Origin of the sequence: Actinopolyspora biskrensis (assembly GCF_013408175.1) — a bacterium.
GTDB lineage: Bacteria > Actinomycetota > Actinomycetes > Mycobacteriales > Pseudonocardiaceae > Actinopolyspora > Actinopolyspora biskrensis.
The window spans coordinates 593,113-611,243 of record NZ_JACBYW010000001.1; the positions used below are offsets into that span (position 1 = coordinate 593,113).

Sequence of the window (18,131 nt, forward strand, 5' to 3'; positions counted from 1 at the left end):
ACGTGACACGATGGCACTCTCGGAGGGGTTGAAAGGGGCACGAGTGCAGTCAGGTCGCTGGGTCGAGGTGAGCCCGTCGCAGTTCACTCACGAGGCCGAGGGGTTGCGCCTGGTCAAGGAGCTGCTGCCGGACGTGGAGCCCTTCCGGGCGTGGTCGAACTTCGAGTTCCGGGACACCCACGGTCGTTGGCACGAGGTCGATCTGCTGGTGCTCGGCCGCGACACGCTGCACCTGGTCGAGCTGAAGTACTACAACGGCCGGCTGCGCGGCGACGACCACCGCTGGCTGCGGGACGGCCACCGCGCCGAGGACTCGCCGCTGAAGCTGGCCCGCCGCAAGGCCCAGTACTTCGCCACCCTGCTCAAGACCCGGCTGCGGGAGCACCTGCGGGAACGCGGTGAGCACCACGTGGATGTGCGCGACTACGTGCCGTTCGTGCAGGAGTCGGTGTTCCTGCACCACCCGAACCTGAGCTGCGAGCTGCCCGCTCATTCCCGTCAAGGGCTGTACGGCCTGGACGGCCACGAGGCGAGCTCGGGGTTGGCGCCGATCTCCGAGCTGTTGTTGGCTCCGGCCAAGCACAAGCCGATCTCGAAGAAGAACTCGGGAATCGTGGCCGCGCTGATGGAACAGATCGGGCTGGTCCAGCGCCGCCAACGCGAGGTCGGCTCGTGGGTCATCGACGACGAACCCCTCGGCGACGGCGACGGCTGGCAGGACTGGCCGGCCTTCCACCGGGTGGCCACCACCGACCGGTACCGCATTCGGTTCCACATGCCCAAGCCCGGCAGCAGCTCCGCCGAACAGCGGCAACTGGAACGCCGGATCGAGCACGAGCACCGGCTGCTGTCCCGGCTGCGCCACGACAGCCTGCTCACCCCGCGCGACATCATCAAGGACGAGCTGGGCGTGGGCCTGGTCTACGAGGACGACCAGCGCCTGACCCGGCTGGACCTGTGGTTGGCCGATCACGGCGCGAACCTGACGCTGGAGCAGCAGCTCGACCTGCTCCGCCAGGTCGCCGAAGCGCTCAACTACGCCCACCGGCACCGCGTGGTGCACCGCGGGCTCACCCCTTCGGCGGTGTCGCTGCGGCAGCGCAGTGACGGCGACTACGCGATCGTGGTGGCCAACTGGGACGCGGCGGGCCGCACCTCAGCGGCAGGCCAGACGAGTCTCAGCCACACCGCCCTGCCTGAGGCGGAGCTGTCGGTGAGCCCGCTGGGAGCGGAGCTCACCGACGAGGAACAGCTTTTCGAGGCCCCGGAGGGGCGCTGGTCGGCCGATGCCGACCGGATCCGCCTGGACGTGTTCGCGCTGGGCATGCTGGCCTTCTACGTGCTGACCAACCAGGGCTTGCCCGCGCAGGACCGGGGCGGTCTGGTCGAGCGGATCCGCCGGGATTCCGGGCTGGACCTGTCGGCGGAACTGCCGCAGAGCCCCTCCGCCCTGCGTGCCCTGGTGCTGCACGCCACCGACCCGCGCCCGTCTGAACGCACCCCGACGGTGACGGCGTTCCTGGAGCAGCTCGAAGCGGCAGCGGGCGCGTTGGCCACCCCGGCGGCGGTCGAGGAGGACCCGCTGGAGGCCCGGCCGGGCACGGAACTGGCGGGCACGTTCACCTACCTGCGCAAGCTCGGCTCCGGCTCGACGGCGGTGGGCATCCTCGTTCAGGATGCCACGGCCGGGGACGCGGTGCGGGTGCTCAAGGTCGCCAAGGATGACGCCGCGGCCGAACGCCTGAAAGCCGAGGCGAAAGTACTGGGCAAGCTCAACCACGAGCGCATCGCCCAACTGAGCTACTTGACCAGTATCGGCAACCGCACCGCCCTGGTGCTGCAGCACGCGGGCGATTCGACTCTGGCCGACGAGCTGGCCACCAAGCGCGGCCGGTTGTCGCTGGACCTGCTGGAACGCTGGGGCACCGACCTGCTGGACGCTCTGGCGGCGCTGGACCGGGCCGGGATCACCCACCGTGACATCAAGCCCTCCAACCTCGGCGTCCGCAAGGTCGGCAAGACCGAGACCCGACTGGTGCTGTTCGACTTCTCGATGGCAGGTACCGAGTCCCGCGCGCTGACCGCGGGCACCCCGCCGTACCTGGACCCGTTCCTCGGCGAGGGTGAGCGCACCAGCTACGACAGCGCCGCCGAGCGGTATGGCGCGGCCGTGGTGCTCTACGAGATGGCGGCGGGCAAGCTGCCGCAGTACGGCCCGGACCCGGAGGCGAACCCGGCGAGCGTGGCCGAGGACATCACGGTCGACGGTGCGGCCTTCGACGCGGCGGTGCGCGAGGAGCTGGAGGCGTTCTTCCACAGGGCGCTGTCCCGCGATGTCGCCCTGCGCCCGGACACGGCCGAGGACATGCGCCGCGACTGGAGCGGCATCTTCCGCAAGCTCGGCAGGCACGCCGACGACACCGAGGACAAGGTCGCCGCGGCCACCCTGGAGACCACCCTGGCCGAGGCGGGCCTGTCCGCACGTGCGATCTCCGCGCTGGAACCGGCCAGCGTGGGCACGGTCGCCGACCTGCTCTCGCTGGATTCGGTGCAGCTCAACCGGCTGCTGGCCAAGGAGACCAAGTCCACCTCCGAGGAGATCCGCAAGCGCGCCCGCGCCTGGCGCAAGGAGTTCGGCAGGCAACTGTCCGGCAAGCGCCGCGCGGAGCCGACCAGTCTGGCCGATCCGATCGCCGCCGCGGGCATGCTGGCCAGGACGGTCAACCACCCGCGGCGAGCCGCCAGTCGGGAGAAGGCGGCCCGCCTGATCCTCGGGCTGGACGAGGGGCTCGACCCGTTCGCCGCGCAGCAGGAAGTGGCCAAGGCGGTCGGCAGGTCCGTCCCGCGCGGCCACCAGCTCATCAAGGAACTGCAGGACTCCTGGTCCAAACAGGACGCGCCCCGCAACCTGCTGGAGCACCTGGTGGGTCTGCTGGGCCGCACGCTGAACTCGCTGGGTGGGGTCGCCACCGTGCAGACCTTGACCAGCGAGGTCCTCGCCGCCCTGCCGGAACTGCCGCAGGAGTCGGCCAAGCAGGGCGAGCGGGCGGCGGCCGGGCTGCTGCGGCTGGCGCTGGACCGCTACAACGAGCACGAGATCGCCGAGACCGCCGAGCCGTTGGCCAAGCGACGCCACGGCGGCAGACTGGCGCTGCTGGCGAAGGAGCCGGTGCTGCTGGACGCCGCCGAAGCCGCGGCCCAGCGGGCCGGCGAGCTCGTCACGCAGGCCACCGCCTCCGGTGATTTCCTGGTCAGCCAGCAGCGGGCCGCACGGGAAATCCGCACCCGGTTCACCCGCGCCTTCGCGGCAGGCTCGACCGACGCCGAGGCCAATCCGCCCGCGATCACCGACCTGCGGTTGGTGCGGCTGGCGGCGCAGACCTCTCGGGGCGCGGCGCTGTCGGCGCGGGGTGAGCTGCACGCGGCCGATCTGCCCGCGGCCACGGCGGTGCGGCTGGCCCTGGCCGGGCTGGCCGAGACGGCCGAGTTGTCCCCGGCGGAGCTGACCGCGCGGGTGCGGGCCCGGTTCCCGCAGCTCGGCGCGTTGCCGGAGCGACCGGAGCTGGATGCGGTGGTGGATCGCTCCGGGGTGGGCTTGCGCTTCGACGACGGCGCCTACCGCTCCCCTCATGCCGCGCGTTCGGCGACCACGGGACTGCCCTCGCGGGTGGGCACCAGCGTGCCCGCCCCGAGCGAGGCCACGTTGAGCCGTGGTGACTACCTGGGGGCGACGTTGGCCGAGAGCATCTCGGCGCGCTCGTTCCTGGCGCTGGGGGTGGCGGTGCGCCGTTCCGACGAGGCCGACCGCGCCGCGCACGTGCTGGCGCTGCGCTACGGCGGCACGGTGCTGGACGTGACGGGCATGCTCGTCGACGAGATGAAGACCGTGGCCGGGCAGAAGGGGTTGCCGTGGGATCTGGTGCGCGGCGCTGACGCCGCCCAGGAGGGCAGCCGGGACGCGCAGGGCCTGCATGCATTGTTGAACAAGGCGTTCCCGGCGGTCGGGGAACGTCTCGACGCCGAGGTGTTTTCCGAGGGCCGCGCGGGTGCGGGACCGCTGATCCTGACCGAGCTCTCGCCGCTGGCGCGCTACGGGCAGTTGAAGATGGTGGCGCGCTGGAGCGAGCTGGCCGCGCGGCGCTCGCGTGCGGTGTGGGTGGTGCTGCCGCAGTTGTCGTGGATGCGTGGTGCCCTGGTGGACAGCAAGCCGGTGCAACTGGGCTCGAACGGGCAGTTCGTGGAGCTGGACGCCGACTGGCTGGCCACGCAGGAAGCCGAGACCGGTGCCGAGACGGACAGCGCCGAAGGGGACGGCGCCGACTCGGGCAGTGCCGAGGCCGGCGCGGACGAGCGCTCGCAAGCAACGCGGTGACCTTTCGCGAAGGCGGACGCGCGAAGCAGGGTTTTTCAACGAGGAGGATGTAACTGTGGCCAAGGTGACCGGGCTGACCGGCGAGCTGCGCAAGCAGGTCACGGAACTGGAAAAGGACCTGCGCGCGCGGGTGGACGGCGCCGAGGAGTTCGCCCGGCAGGAGGGCGTCGCCGAACGCTGGCGCACCGAGTACGAGGCCGCGCTGAAGGCCGAGCGCACGGCGGCGTCCTGGCAGGAGTGGCGGGACGAGCGGGTCACCCAGGCCGCGGTGGCCTGGGTGCTGCTGACCGTGTTCGCCCGGTTCTGCGAGGACAACCAGCTCGTCTCGACCGTTTGGATCGCCGGGCCGTCGCGGCAGCGCAGGCAGGAGGCCTTCGATGCCCGCCGCGCCTACTTTCAGGCCAACCCCGAGCACAACGACCGGGACTGGTTGAGCCGGATCGTGGAGCACTTCGGCCGGTTCGGCGCCACAGCAGGTTTGGTGGACGACTACTCGCCGCTGCACCAGGTCGCACCCTCCGGTGACGCGGCGCGGAAGCTGCTGGAGTTCTGGTGGGAGACGGACGCCGAGGGTGAGCTGCTGCGCAGCTTCGGCCCCGAGGACAACCCCGAGCTGGACACCCGGTTCCTCGGTGACCTCTACCAGGACCTCTCCGAGTTCGCGCAGAAAACCTACGCGCTGCTGCAAACCCCGGAGTTCGTCGAGGAGTTCATCCTCGACCAGACCTTCGAGCCCGCGATCGCCGAGCGGCCGCTGGAGGGCTTCAGCGTCATCGACCCCACCTGCGGTTCCGGGCACTTCCTGCTGGGCGCGTTTCACCGGCTGCTGGACCGCTGGAGCAAGCACGCCCCCAACTTGGACTCCCGCGCGCTGGTGCAGAAGGCCCTCGACGGGGTGCACGGCGTGGACATCAACCCGTTCGCCGTGGCCATCGCCCGCTTCCGGCTCATCATCGCAGCACTGCAGGCAACCGGAGAACTCTCCCTGGAAAACATGCCGGACTTCCAGCTGAAGATCGCGGCAGGAGATGTGTTGATCTTCGGTGCGCGGGAACAGGCCCTGGAAAGCGACCTGCTCAACGTCGACCAGGAGATCTTTTCCTACTCGGTGGAAGACGTGAGCCTGCTAAAAGTGCTCTTGCAGCGCGAACACGATGTGGTGGTGGGCAACCCGCCCTACATCACCGCCAAGGACAAAGCTCTGAACGATGCATACCGCGCGCAGTACAACTACTGCAAGGGGAAGTACGCGCTCACAGTTCCGTTCATGGAGTTGTTCTTTGGGCTTGCTCATGGGGGCAGTCGACCGGGGTGGGTAGGCCAGATCACCTCGAACTCCTTCATGAGGCGTGAGTTCGGTAAGCCGCTGATCGAGAAGTTCTTGAAGAACAAGGACCTGCGCGCAGTGATCGACACCTCGGGAGCTTATATCCCCGGACATGGCACTCCTACCGTGATTATGGTGGGGCGTAACCAGAGAAGAGTCGATGACACTGTGCGTGCTGTTCTCGGCGTGCGCGGTGAGCCGGGGCGCCCCGAAGATGCAGCTAAGGGGCTCGTGTGGAGCAGCATCACCGACCACATCGCTGAGCCAGGTTTCGAGAACGAATGGGTTACCGTTACCGAGCTAGATCGCGGCTTGCTAGGACAGCACCCGTGGAGCTTGTCTGGCGGCGGTGCTGTAGGTGCCTTGCAGGCTATTGAAGATCAGCGCCAATTGCTAAGCAAGCGAGCTCAGAGAATTGGCGTATTTGGCATGACAAACGCTGATGAAGTTATGCTTGCTCGGCGGGATGATTTCCTTCGCAGGCGAGTTGAAGCTGATATGGTAAGGCCTCTCTTGCTGGGGGATGAAGTTCGCGATTGGATTGGCGGAGGGGATTCCTGTTCTGTTTTTCCGTATGGTGACCCTCCTGAGTACAGGAAATTAGAGCTGTCGGAGTATGCGGAAAAATGGCTTTGGTCTTCGCGTACTGTGCTCGGAAACCGAGCTACATTTGCTAAGATGACTTACTTTGCAGAGGGTCGTCCATGGTATGAATGGCACCAGTTGACAAGAGATCCGAACTCTTCCCCGCTGTCGATTACGTTTGCGTTTGTGGCTACGCATAATCACTTTGTTTTGGATCGGGGTGGGAAGGTCTTCAACCGTTCGGCTCCGGTGATCAAGTTGCCGGAGGGGGCGACGGAGGACGAGCACCTGAAGCTGCTGGGGGTGTTGAACTCCTCGGTGGCCTGCTTCTGGCTCAAGCAGAACAGCTACCCCAAGGGCGGCGATCCCATGGGGAATGAAGGTGCGCGTGTCAGTGGAGCGGCTTGGACTGATCGATACGAGTTCACCGGCACCACGCTGAAGGACTTTCCGCTTCCCAAGGAGCTTCCGCTCGATCGTGCTCGTCAGATCGACGAGCTGGCTCAGGAGCTCGCCCGGTACACGCCGCAGGCGGTGGCAGAGGCCGGCGCACCGACGCGCGAAGCGTTGGACGCTGCACACGCTGAGCACGAGCGGGTGCGGGCGCAGATGATCGCAGTGCAGGAGGAGTTGGACTGGGAGGCCTACCGGCTCTACGGGCTCCTCGAGGAGGATCTGACCTACTCCGGGGAGCTCCCCGGGCTGGAGTTGGGCCAGCGGGCCTTCGAGATCGTGCTGGCTCGTGCGATGGAAAACGGGGAGGACTCCGCCTGGTTCGAGCGGCACGGTTCCACCCCGATCACCGAGATTCCCGCGCACTGGCCGGAGGACTACCGCGCTCTCGTGCAGCGCCGCCTCGATGTGATCGAAAACAACCGCAACATCCGGCTGTTGGAAAAGCCCGAGCACAAGCGCCGCTGGGCGATCGAGCCCTGGGACAAGCGCGTCCAGGAGGCGTTGAAGGACTGGCTGCTGGACAAGTTGGAGGACCGGTCCCTGTGGTTCGACCGCCAGGGCAGGCCGCGTCCGCAGAGCGTCGCGCAACTGGCCGACCGGCTCGGCCGCGACGAGGAGTTCGTCCGCGTGCTGGAGCTGTGGACCGGCAGCCCGGACACTCCGGTGGCCAACGCCCTGCAGCAACTGCTGGCCGATCAGGCAGTGCCGTTCCTGGCCGCCTACCGCTACAAGGAATCCGGCCTGCGCACGCGCGCGGCCTGGGAGGAGACCTGGCGGCTGCAGCGCGAGGAGGACGCCGGGGAGACACTGGACAAACCGATCCCGGTGCCGCCGAAGTACAAGCCCGCCGACTTCTCCAAGCCGCACTACTGGCAGCACCGGGGCAAGCTCGACGTGCCCAAGGAGCGGTTCATCGGCTACCCGGACGCGGGCCGGGAGACCGATACGAGTCCGCTGCTCGGCTGGGCGGGCTGGGACCACGCGCAGCAAGCGCTGGCGCTGGCCACGATCATGAACGAGCGCGCCCAGGAGGGCTGGTCCGACGAGGGCATGGTGCCGCTGATCGCGGGACTGGCCGAGCTGCAGCCGTGGGTACGGCAGTGGCACGGCGAGATCGATCCGACCTACGGTGTCAGCCTGGCCGCCATCGTCGACGAGGAACTGGAATCCCGCAGGCAACGCGCCGGTAAAACCCTCGACGACCTCGCGGCCTGGCGGCCCGCGGCACCGGCACGCGGGCGCAAGAAGAACGCCACCAAGCAGGCGCAGACCACCCAGGGGGAGACGGAATGAGCACGCTGCTGCGCGATGTCATCGGCATCCCGGAACGGGCCGGAAGCGAGGACTACGTGCTCCGGCTCGCCGAGAGCACCGAAGCCTCGCACATCCGGCAGACCCTGGCCAACTACGTCGTCACCGACTCGCTGGCCGAGAACTTCGACTCCGCGCTGGGCCTGGTCTCCGACGCGCTGAGCCGGCAGCAGAGCAAGGGCGCGTTCCTGACCGGCTCGTTCGGCTCCGGTAAGAGCCACTTCATGGCCGTGCTGCACGCCCTGCTCGGCCACGAGCCCGCCGCCCGCGACGTGACCGCGCTGCAGCCGGTGATCGCCCGGCACGACCCGGCACTGCGGGACAAGAACATCCTGCGGCTGACCTACCACCTGCTCGGCGCCAACTCCCTGGAAGAAGCCGTCCTCGGTGGCTACCTCACGCAGATCAACCAGCAGTACCCCGGTGCGCCCATCCCCGCGGTGCACACCAGCGACGAGCTGCTCGTCGACGCGGAGAACACCCGCAGGCAACTCGGCGAGGAGGCCTTCTTCGCCGGGCTCAACGGTGGCGAGTCGGACGGTTCCGGCGACGCGTGGTCGGCCCTGCTGGGTGAAGGCGAGTGGAACGCCGAGTCCTACGAGGCAGCCCGCGCAGCCGGCCCCGACACCGAACAGCGCCAGCAGCTGGTCACCGCACTGACGCAGAGCTTCTTCACCTCCTACACCCGGCACGCCACCTACGTCGACCTCGACACCGGTCTGTCGGCGATCTCCCGGCACGCCCGGGCACTCGGCTACGACGGGATCGTGCTCTTCCTCGACGAGCTGGTGCTGTGGCTGGCCTTCTCCGTGCGCGACACCGAGTTCTTCCGCAAGGAAACGCAGAAGATCACCAAGCTCGTCGAGTCCTCCGCCACCGTGCGGGAAGTCCCGATCGTCTCGTTCGTCTCCCGCCAGATGGACCTGCGCAAGTGGTTCGCCGACGCGGGAGCCTCCGGCGCGGAGCAGGAAGCCCTCGACCGGGCGTTCCGGCACCAGGAAGGCCGGTTCAGCACCATCGAGCTCGGCGACGACAACCTGCCGCAGGTGGCCCACCAGCGGCTGCTGCGCCCCGTCGACGACCGGGCCGCCGACGAGCTCAAGGACGCCTTCAACGGCCTGGACCGCCGTCCCGAGGTGTGGGACGTGCTGCTGGACGGGGTCAACACCGGCGAGCAGCACCGGGGTGCCTCGGAAGCCGACTTCCGCCTGACCTACCCGTTCTCGCCGGCGCTGGTGACCACGCTGCGCTCACTGGCCAGCGTGATGCAGCGCGAACGCACCGCGCTCAAGGTCATGCAGCAGATGCTGGTGGACCGCCGCGACGCGCTCACAGTGGACGACGTCATCCCCGTCGGCGACGCCTTCGACTACATCGTCAACGGCAAGCAGGCCCTGGACACCCACGTCGCGAACTTGTTCGGCGCCGCGACCAGGCTGTACGAGGACAAGATCAAACCGCTGCTGCTGCGCGAGCACAACGTCACCCAGCAGCAGCTCGACGAGAACCCGGACTCGGTGCCGCAGGGCTTCCGCAGCCAGGAACGACTCGCCAAGACCCTGCTGCTCTCGGCGGTCGCCCCCGGAGTCCCCGCGCTCAAGGAGCTCACCGCCTCGCGGCTGGCCTCGCTGAACCACGGATCGATCCTGTCCCCGCTGCCCGGCAACGAGGCCCGGGTGGTGATGGCGGCGATCAACACCTGGCAGAAGGAAGTCCCCGAGATCCAGACCTCCGGGGACGCCACCAACCCGGTCATCCGCGTCCAGCTGTCCGAAGTGAACTACGAGTCGATCGTGGAGCGGGTCAAGAGCGAGGACAACCCCGGCCGTCGTCGCCAGCTCGTCAAGGAGATCGTGCACGACGCCCTCGGGGTGGACCCCAACAGCAGCGACCTCGGCTCGGCGGCCACCCGCACGGTGATCTGGAAGGGCTCCCGTCGCGAGGTCGACGTGGTCTTCGGCAACGTCCGCGACACCGCCTGGCTGTCCGACGAGCACTTCCGGGAACGCCCCGGCACCTGGCGGTTCGTCATCGACTACCCGTTCGACGAGGACGGTCACGCGGTCGCCGAGGACATCGAACGGGTCGAGCGGATGCTGCAGGCCGGCAAGTACGCCAGCACCGTGGTGTGGCTGCCGTACTTCCTCACCGACGAGGTGCAGCGCGACCTCGTCCGACTGGTCAAGCTGCACTGGCTGTTCACCGGACCGGGCGAGCGCTGGCAGAACAACGCCGACCACCTGTCCGAGAACGACCGCGCCCAGGCCCGCATCATCCTGGAAAACCAGCACACGAACCTGAAGAACCGGCTCACCCGGGTCCTGCAGCAGGCCTACGGTGCGGCGGCGGCCGAGCAGGGCAACCTCGTGCAGGAAGCCGGGCACACCCGGGTGCTGTTCTCGCTCAACCGCGAGTTCGACCCCGCCGAACCGGTGGGTGCGGACCTGGGCACGGCCTTCGGCAACCTCATCGACCAGGCCTACCGCGCCAGCTACCCCGCCCACCCCGACTTCGAGCCCTCGGACAACGAGATCACCACCAGGCAACTCGAAACCGTGCGGTCCTACGTGGAGCAAGCCGCCACCGAGCCCGACGGGCGGGTGCCGGTGAACACGCCCGACCGGCAGACGCTGCGCCGGATCACCGGGCCGCTGAAGCTGGGCAAGACCACCGAGACCCACTACCTGTTCGGCGACGACACCTTCGACTTCTGGGCCACCGAGCTCGATCGGGGGATCGCCAAGGCCGGACTCGACGCGCACGCCCCGGTCACCGTGCAGCAACTGCGCGGCTGCGTGGCTGATCTGCAACCCCGGTGGGGGCTGCGCACCGACGTGTGCGACCTCGTGATCAGCGCCTGGGCGCTGCTGCGCAAACGAGCCTGGTACGAGGCCAACACCGCGATCAAGATGCCCGCGCTGGGCAAGCTCAAGGACCACCACGAACTGCGGCCGGAGTCGCTGCCCACCGAGGACGACTGGAAAGCGGCCCGGGAGAAGGCCGGGCACCTGTTCGGCATCACCGTCAACCCCTACCTGACCGGAGGCAACGTCGGCGAGTTCAGCGAGAAGGTGCGCCAGGCGGCCGGTGACTGCGCCACCGCCGCTGAGACCCTGGCCACCGAGCTGACCGAGGCCTACCGGCGGCTCAACCTGGAACGTGCCACCGACGACCGGCTGACCACCGCCGAACAGGCCGCCCGGTTCGTCACCGACGCCTCCCGGACTTCCGACCGGGTGCGGTTGATCGAGAACATCGCCAAGACGAGCTTCAGCGCCTCGCCGCAGGTGGTGGGCACCTCGCTGGCCGAGGCCCGGCGTGTCGGCGACGCCCTGCACACCTTCCAGTGGGAACGGCTGAACCCGGTGCTGACCGCCGAAACCGGTGGTGACGAACGCGCCCGACAAGCCCGGGAGATCCTGCGCAGGCTGCGCGAGGTGGTCTTCGGCAGTGAGCTGGCCGCCAAGCTGCCGGAAGCGCTGAAGCGGGCCGAGGACGAAACGTTCGACTGGCTCGGCAAGGCCGCCCACGCACCGACCCCGCCGACGCCAGATCCTGCTCCGCAGGATTCTTCCGGTCAGGCCGGCACGGAGAAGACCGACGTGGGGGAGATCGGCGCGGAGAGGACCACGGACGAGGCGACCGAGCAGCCGCCCGCCGAGGCCGTCCGCGACCGGATCACCCTGACCTCCAGCAACGATGTGTCCACCGTGGAAATCGAGTTGAAGCGACTGCTGGCCGAGCACCACAACGGTCACGTGCACGTGCAATGGTGGGTGGAGTGACTGCAGCGACAGAGAGGCGCACCAACGCCAGCCAGACCGTGGTGCACGCCCTGCTCGACGAGGCCCTGGCCAAGGGATATGAAGGCGGCGTGCTCGGCGTGCAGGCCGAAGCGAGCTGGGAAGGCCCGGAGAGCTTCACCCACGCCGGGCGACCGGTGCGGGTGGCAGCCTGCCCGTCCACCCTGGCGGTGTGGGAAGCGCTGCGCGAACGCGGCGGCGAGGGATGGCTGGTGGTGCTCACCCCTCGCGACGCCACCGAGCTCGGCGGGGGCGCGCTGACCCACCTGATCTGGAACCGGCTGCGCACCCCCGACCCGTGGCAAGCCGTGCAGCAGCGGTTCGCCGCCGCCAACCTCGACCCCGCGCTCTACCAGCACGCCGAACACCGCACCGTGGCGGCCGGCCTGCTCGCCGCGATGCCCCAGGACGGCTGGCCACCCGCCCCCGGCGGGGTGCTCACCCGCGACCATGCCCTCGAAGCCGTGGTGCGGGCCCAGCTCCAGCTCGTCGAACGCGGCGTCGAGATCGACGTCACCGCCGTGCTGGAATGGAGTCTGAAACCCGCCGCCCCCTCGGCGCTGGCCGACCTGCGCGCCACCGTTGGTGACCCGCTGACCGACTCGGTGATCGACTGGCTCGCGGGGCGCTGCGGGCTGGCGGCAGGACCGGTGGCGACCCTGCTGCGGCAAGGGCGACCGTTCGACCTCGTGCCGCTGGGCCTGATCGCCGGACTGCTCAACGACGAGGGGAAAGCCGTGGCCCGCGCCGTGGGCCACTTCGAAGGGGCCTACCGGCTCGGCCGGACGCACTCGAATGTCCTGAATGCTTGGCACGCCGACGCCTTCGGACTGACCACCCAGATGCTGGCCCCGGAGACGAAGCGGCGCGTGCTGGACACCGCCACGGCCCGGTTGGGCGAACTCGACATCAGCGAACTGGCCGAAACCTCCGATGTGCTGCCAGCCGGGCTGCGAGCCCGGCTGGCCGAACTGGCCAAGCAGATCCGCACCGTCCTGCCGCGCGAGGACGAGGTGACCCGCACCGGCGAGTCCGACACCGCACTCGACGGGCCGCTGATCACCGCCGAGTTGGCCGAACTGGAAGCGACGTGGAAACGGGTCACCGAACACCACCTGGCCGGCACGGACGACACCGTGCGCGCCTTCGCCGCCGCCGTGCGCCTCGTGCGGTGGCTGGCCACTGACGTGACCACGCGCGGTGGAGTCTCAGCGCTCGTCGAACGGCAGGTCACCGCCGACGCCTGGGTGGACGCGGCCGTCAACGACGCGATGCGCGGCTCGGCCGAGACCGAGCTGGCCGGGGTGCTGGGCTCGGTCCTGGAACTGGTGCGCCTGCGTAGAGACCGGCACGACCGCGCCTTCGGTGCCGCGCTCGCCGCCGACAACGACCCCGACCACCTCGGCGTGGAACGGGTGCTGCCCGAAGTGGTGATCCCGCTGGCCAACCAGCAGCCCGTACTGCTGCTGGTGATCGACGGGCTCAGCGTGGCCATCGCCACCGAACTGGTCGCCGACGCGGCCCGCACCGGCTGGGCCGAATACGCCGCGCCGGGACAACGCGGGCGAGCCGGGGCGCTGGCCGTGCTGCCGACCCTCACCGAGCTCAGCCGCTACTCGCTGCTGTCCGGACAGTTGGGACAGGGCTCCGAGGACGCCGAACGGCGCGGCTTCGCCGACCTGACGAAACAGCGGCTCCGCACCTCGGCGGATGCCGGTGGGCGGGCAGAGGTTCCGCTGTTCCACAAGAAACAGCTCGACACGGCACCCCCAGGGCAGGCCCTCGCCCCGCAGATCCAGACCGCCATCGCCGACACCGAGCAACGTCGCCTGGTCGCCGCGGTGCTCAACACCGTCGACGACACGCTGCACCACACCGACCCCGGCGGCACCGACTGGACGCTGCAGACCATCCGGCACCTCGCACCACTGCTGGAAGCCGCCCGGCGAGCCGGCCGCACCGTCGTGATCACCTCCGACCACGGGCACGTCATCGAGCGCCGCGATGGGCAGCTGCGCAAGCACGAAGCCACCTACGGTTCGCGGGCCCGCGCCACCGGCGACCCGATCACCGACGAAGAGGTGCAAGTCAGCGGCCCGCGAGTGCTCACCGGTGATGGCACCGCGGTGCTCGCGGTCAACGAGCGCGTGCGCTACGGGCCGCTCAACGCCGGCTACCACGGAGGAGGTTCCCCCGCCGAAGTGGTGGTGCCGCTGCTGGTGCTGCACGCCGGCGATGTGCCCGGCAACGCGGAACTGACCACCATCGGCACCAGCGAACCCACCTGGTGGCACCCCGCCCCGGCCGAAGAACCGATCAGTGCTGCCACCGGCACCACCCCGCAGCAGGTGCCACAACCGGCCACGAAACGCAACCGACCCGCGCCGACCGAGGGGCTTTTCGAACTCGACGAACCCGCCGAGGCCGAACCCGAACAACCCGAGTCGGCGAGTCCGGCGTCCGACGCCACCGCGGCCAAGCTCGCCAAGGCCGTGACGAGCTCGAAGACCTTCACCCAACAGCGCGCTATCGCCGGGCGCGTGTCCGTGTCCGACGAGAAGATCACCGCCCTGCTCACCGCGCTGCTGAGCGCACCGGACCGGCGAATCCCCGCCCAGCGGGCCGCCGGCGAACTGGGCATCGCTCCCAACCGACTGCGGGGTGCGTTGCCGCTGATCAAACGGGTCCTCGATGTGGAGGGGTACGTGGTGCTGGGCTACGAGCAGGAATCCGCCGACGTCGTGCTCGACGAGGCGATGCTGCGCGAGCAGTTCGGGGTGCGCGCATGAACGCGGCGATCTCCCCACGCAGGCGACGGGAGGTGCTCGACGCGCTGCGGCGCGGCACCGTCCCGGCCAACGGGTTCGACCAGTTGGCCGTCGGGCTGGAATCCTTCGACGGGGAACTGGATGCCGAACTGACCGCCGTCGCCGGGGGCGGTGCGGTGTTCAAAGCCGTGCGCGGTGAGTACGGCGCGGGTAAGACGTTCTTCTCGCGCTGGCTGTCCGAGCGAGCCCTGAAGAAGGGGTTCGCCGCCGCCGAGGTGCAGATCAACGAGATCGACACACCCCTGCACCGGCTGGAGACGGTCTACCGGCGCACCATCGAGTCGCTGCGCACCGATACCGTGCCATCCAGCGCGCTGCGCCCCATCCTGGACTCCTGGCTGTTCACCGTGGAAGCTGACGCCGCCGGCGACGACGGTGAGGTCTCCGACGCGGCCGTGGAGAGCCTGCTGGAACAGCGACTGTCCGACGTGGCCGCCCGAGCCCCGGTGTTCCCGATGGCCATCCGCGCCTACCGGCGACTCGTGGAAGCCGGTGACCACGACGCCGCCGACGGGCTGGTGGCCTGGCTGGGTGGACAGCCGCACGTCGCCGCGAGCGTCAAACGCACCGCCGGGATCAAGGGCGACCTCGACCACTTCCTGGCGCTGGGGTTCCTCAAGGGGCTGTTGGCGATCCTGCGCGATGCCGGCCATCCCGGGCTGCTGCTGGTGTTCGACGAGGTCGAAACGCTGCAGCGGGTGCGCAGCGACGCGCGCGCCAAGGCGCTCAACGCCCTGCGGCAGCTCATCGACGAGATCCACGACGGCCACTTCCCGGGGCTGTACCTGATGGTCACTGGAACCCCCGCCTTCTTCGAAGGGCGCCAGGGCATCCAGTTGCTGCCGCCGCTGGCCGACCGGTTGCACACCGACTTCTCCCGCAATCCCCGGTTCGACAACCCGCGTGCCCCGCAACTGCGGCTGACCGGATTCGACCTGGACAAGCTCGTGGAACTCGGCACCCGGGTGCGGGAACTGTTCGCCTCCACACTGGACGAGTCCGAGCGGGTGCTGCGCACCGCCGACGATGCGTTCCTGCGCGACTTCGCCTCCTCGGTGGCAGGCGGGCTCGGCGGGCGCGTCGGCATCGCCCCCCGGCTGTTCCTGCGCAAACTGGTCGACGTGCTCGACACCATCGAACTGCACCCCGACTTCGACCCGCGCAGCGACTACGAGATCAACATTTCCCCGGCGGAACTCAACGACGCCGAGCGCCAGGCCCACCGCTCGGCCGACGACATCGAACTCGATGTCTGAGCACACCGAGCTCGACTCCTTCGCCGCCCTGCATCCGGTGGTGCAGTACCACCTGGCCAACACGTTGCGCTGGCCCGGGCTGCGCCCGCTGCAAGCCGAAGCGGTGCAGCCGGTGCTCTCCGGTGCGGACTGCCTGCTGCTGGCCCCCACCGCCGGGGGCAAGACCGAAGCGGCCGCGCTGCCGCTGCTCACTCGCATGGCCGAGGAGAACTGGCAGGGCACCTCCGTGCTCTACCTTTGCCCGCTGCGGGCGCTGCTGAACAACCTGCAACCCCGGCTGTCGTCGTACGCCGCCTGGCTGGGCCGGTCCGTGGCGCTGTGGCACGGCGACATCGGCCAGTCCGCACGCGCCCGCGTGCTGCGGGAACGTCCCGACATCCTGCTGACCACGCCCGAATCCGTCGAAGCCATGCTGGTGTCGAGCAAAGTGGACCCGCGCGTGCTGTTTGAAGGACTGCGGGCCGTGGTGGTCGACGAGGTGCACGCCTTCGCCGGGGACGACCGCGGCTGGCACCTGCTGGCCCTGTGCGAGCGGCTCTCCCGGATCGTTGGCCGTCCGCTGCAGCGCATCGGGCTGTCGGCGACCGTCGGCAACCCCGGCGAGCTGGTGCGCTGGCTGCAAGGTACCGAGCAGTCCCGGCCGCGACGCGTGGTGCAGCCGGCCGTGTCCCCGGCGGCACCGGACACTGAGATCACCCTGGACTACGTCGGCAGCGTGCCCAACGCCGCGAAGGTCATCGCTTCCCTGCACGAGGGCGAGAAGCGGCTGGTGTTCGTCGATAGCAGGCGCCGTGCCGAGGAACTAGGAACCGCGTTGCGTTCTCAAGGGGTCACGACCTTCTTGTCGCACTCTTCGCTGTCGGCGGCGGAGCGCCGGCGTTCGGAGGAGGCCTTCGCGGAGTCCAGCGGCACCGTGATCGTGGCGACCTCCACGCTCGAACTCGGTGTCGACGTCGGTGACCTGGACCGGGTGATCCAGCTCGACGCCCCGCGCACGGTGGCCTCGTTCCTGCAGCGCCTCGGCCGCACCGGCCGACGAGCCGGAACGAGTCGCAACTGTCTGTTCCTGTGCCTGGAGGAGGAGTTCCTGCTGCAGGCCGCCGGGCTGCTGGAACGCTGGGCGGCGGGCTGGGTCGAACCCATCGCCCCACCGTCGTCCCCGCGGCACATCGCCGCCCAGCAATTGCTGGCGCTGTCGCTGCAGGAACACCGCATCGGCGCCCACACCTGGCGCGACTGGTGGGGCGAGCTTCCGCTGTTCGACGAGCACGCCGAAGAGATCGTGGACTTCCTGCGCAGCGAGGGCTATTTCGAAGCCGATGGTGATCTTCTGTTCATCGGCCCCGAAGCCGAACACCGATTCGGGCGCCGCTACTTCTCGGATCTCACCGCGGTGTTCAGCGCACCGCCCGAGTTCACCGTGCTGCACGGACGCGAGGAAGTGGGCACCATCGGTGATGAGCTGCTGGTCGAGGAAACCGACGGGCCTCGGGTGCTGCTGCTGTCCGGGCGTGCGTGGCAGGTCAACCACGTTGACTGGGCGCGGCGCCGGTGCTGGGTTGACCCCAGCGAGCTGACCGGCCGGGCGAAGTGGACCAGTGGTGGCGGTGGGCTGTCCTTCGCGTTGACCCGCGGAATGCGCGCCGTGCTACTCGGAACCGATCCGGCCGGGGTGACGCTGACCCGGCGGGCGGAGAAGATCCTCAACGGTCTCCGCGACACCCACGCCGAACACGTCGACCCGGATAAGCTGTTACTGCGCGAAACCAGCAGCGGGGAATTCCGGTGGTGGACTTGGGCGGGCAGCGCGGTCAATCGCACCCTGCAAGCCTCCCTGCCGGAGATCATCGACCCGCGCCAGCGCATCAACGACCGCTCGCTGCGGCTGCTGCCCGACCTGACCAGCCGGGAGACCAGTGCAGCGCTGTCCGAGGCGATCGTGCGCAACCCAGCGGTGAACGCGAGCGCGGTAAGCGGCCTGAAGTTCTCCGCGGCACTGCCGCCCGAGCTGGCCATGGACGCGCTGGCCACCCGGCTCGGCGATCAGCCCCACGCACGTGAGGTTCTCACCGAACCACGGCAAATCCTGCGTCGTTGAAACGACTCCAACTCCGGTAGTCATTGTGATCGAATATCCGCTCGTCAGCGGACTCGGATTCCGGGAGAAGCGGACAGCACCATGAACGCGCAATC

6 protein-coding genes are annotated in these 18,131 nt (G+C 69.1%); all 6 read left to right on the forward strand.

Translation table 11 applies throughout. From position 1 onward, the window contains the following. The first annotated feature begins 43 nt into the window (after positions 1-43). The 6 genes from pglW to FHR84_RS02720 are packed head-to-tail and all read left to right on the forward strand — an operon-like array spanning position 44 to position 18,036. The gene (gene pglW / locus FHR84_RS02695; protein WP_179533805.1) at positions 44-4,372 is read left to right on the forward strand and encodes a BREX system serine/threonine kinase PglW; all 4,329 of its coding nucleotides are present in this window, start codon (positions 44-46) and stop codon (positions 4,370-4,372) included. Between the two features lie 55 nt (positions 4,373-4,427). After that, a complete protein-coding gene (gene pglX / locus FHR84_RS02700; RefSeq protein ID WP_179533806.1) occupies positions 4,428-8,033 on the forward strand; it encodes a BREX-2 system adenine-specific DNA-methyltransferase PglX in 3,606 nt (1,201 codons plus the stop codon). Continuing rightward, complete coding sequence (locus FHR84_RS02705) at positions 8,030-11,836, forward strand: DUF6079 family protein (protein WP_179533807.1); 3,807 nt, start codon at positions 8,030-8,032, stop codon at positions 11,834-11,836. The genes pglX and FHR84_RS02705 overlap by 4 nt, the downstream gene beginning before the upstream one ends. Next, positions 11,833-14,643 (forward strand): BREX-2 system phosphatase PglZ, encoded by a 2,811-nt coding sequence (gene pglZ / locus FHR84_RS02710; protein WP_218861880.1) that lies wholly within the window; start codon positions 11,833-11,835, stop codon positions 14,641-14,643. The genes FHR84_RS02705 and pglZ overlap by 4 nt, the downstream gene beginning before the upstream one ends. Beyond that, positions 14,640-15,938: a BREX system ATP-binding protein BrxD gene (gene brxD, locus FHR84_RS02715; protein ID WP_179533809.1), complete on the forward strand. Its 1,299-nt coding sequence runs from the start codon at positions 14,640-14,642 to the stop codon at positions 15,936-15,938. The genes pglZ and brxD overlap by 4 nt, the downstream gene beginning before the upstream one ends. Further along, positions 15,931-18,036 (forward strand): DEAD/DEAH box helicase, encoded by a 2,106-nt coding sequence (locus tag FHR84_RS02720; protein ID WP_179533810.1) that lies wholly within the window; start codon positions 15,931-15,933, stop codon positions 18,034-18,036. The genes brxD and FHR84_RS02720 overlap by 8 nt, the downstream gene beginning before the upstream one ends. Positions 18,037-18,131 lie beyond the last annotated feature (95 nt).

What these genes read in the sequence shown, in the direction of transcription:
- FHR84_RS02720 (WP_179533810.1), top strand. Translation starts at nt 15,931, where the DNA reads ATGTCTGAGCACACCGAGCTCGACTCCTTCGCCGCCCTGCATCCGGTG.
- FHR84_RS02705 (WP_179533807.1), top strand. Translation starts at nt 8,030, where the DNA reads ATGAGCACGCTGCTGCGCGATGTCATCGGCATCCCGGAACGGGCCGGA.
- brxD (WP_179533809.1), top strand. Translation starts at nt 14,640, where the DNA reads ATGAACGCGGCGATCTCCCCACGCAGGCGACGGGAGGTGCTCGACGCG.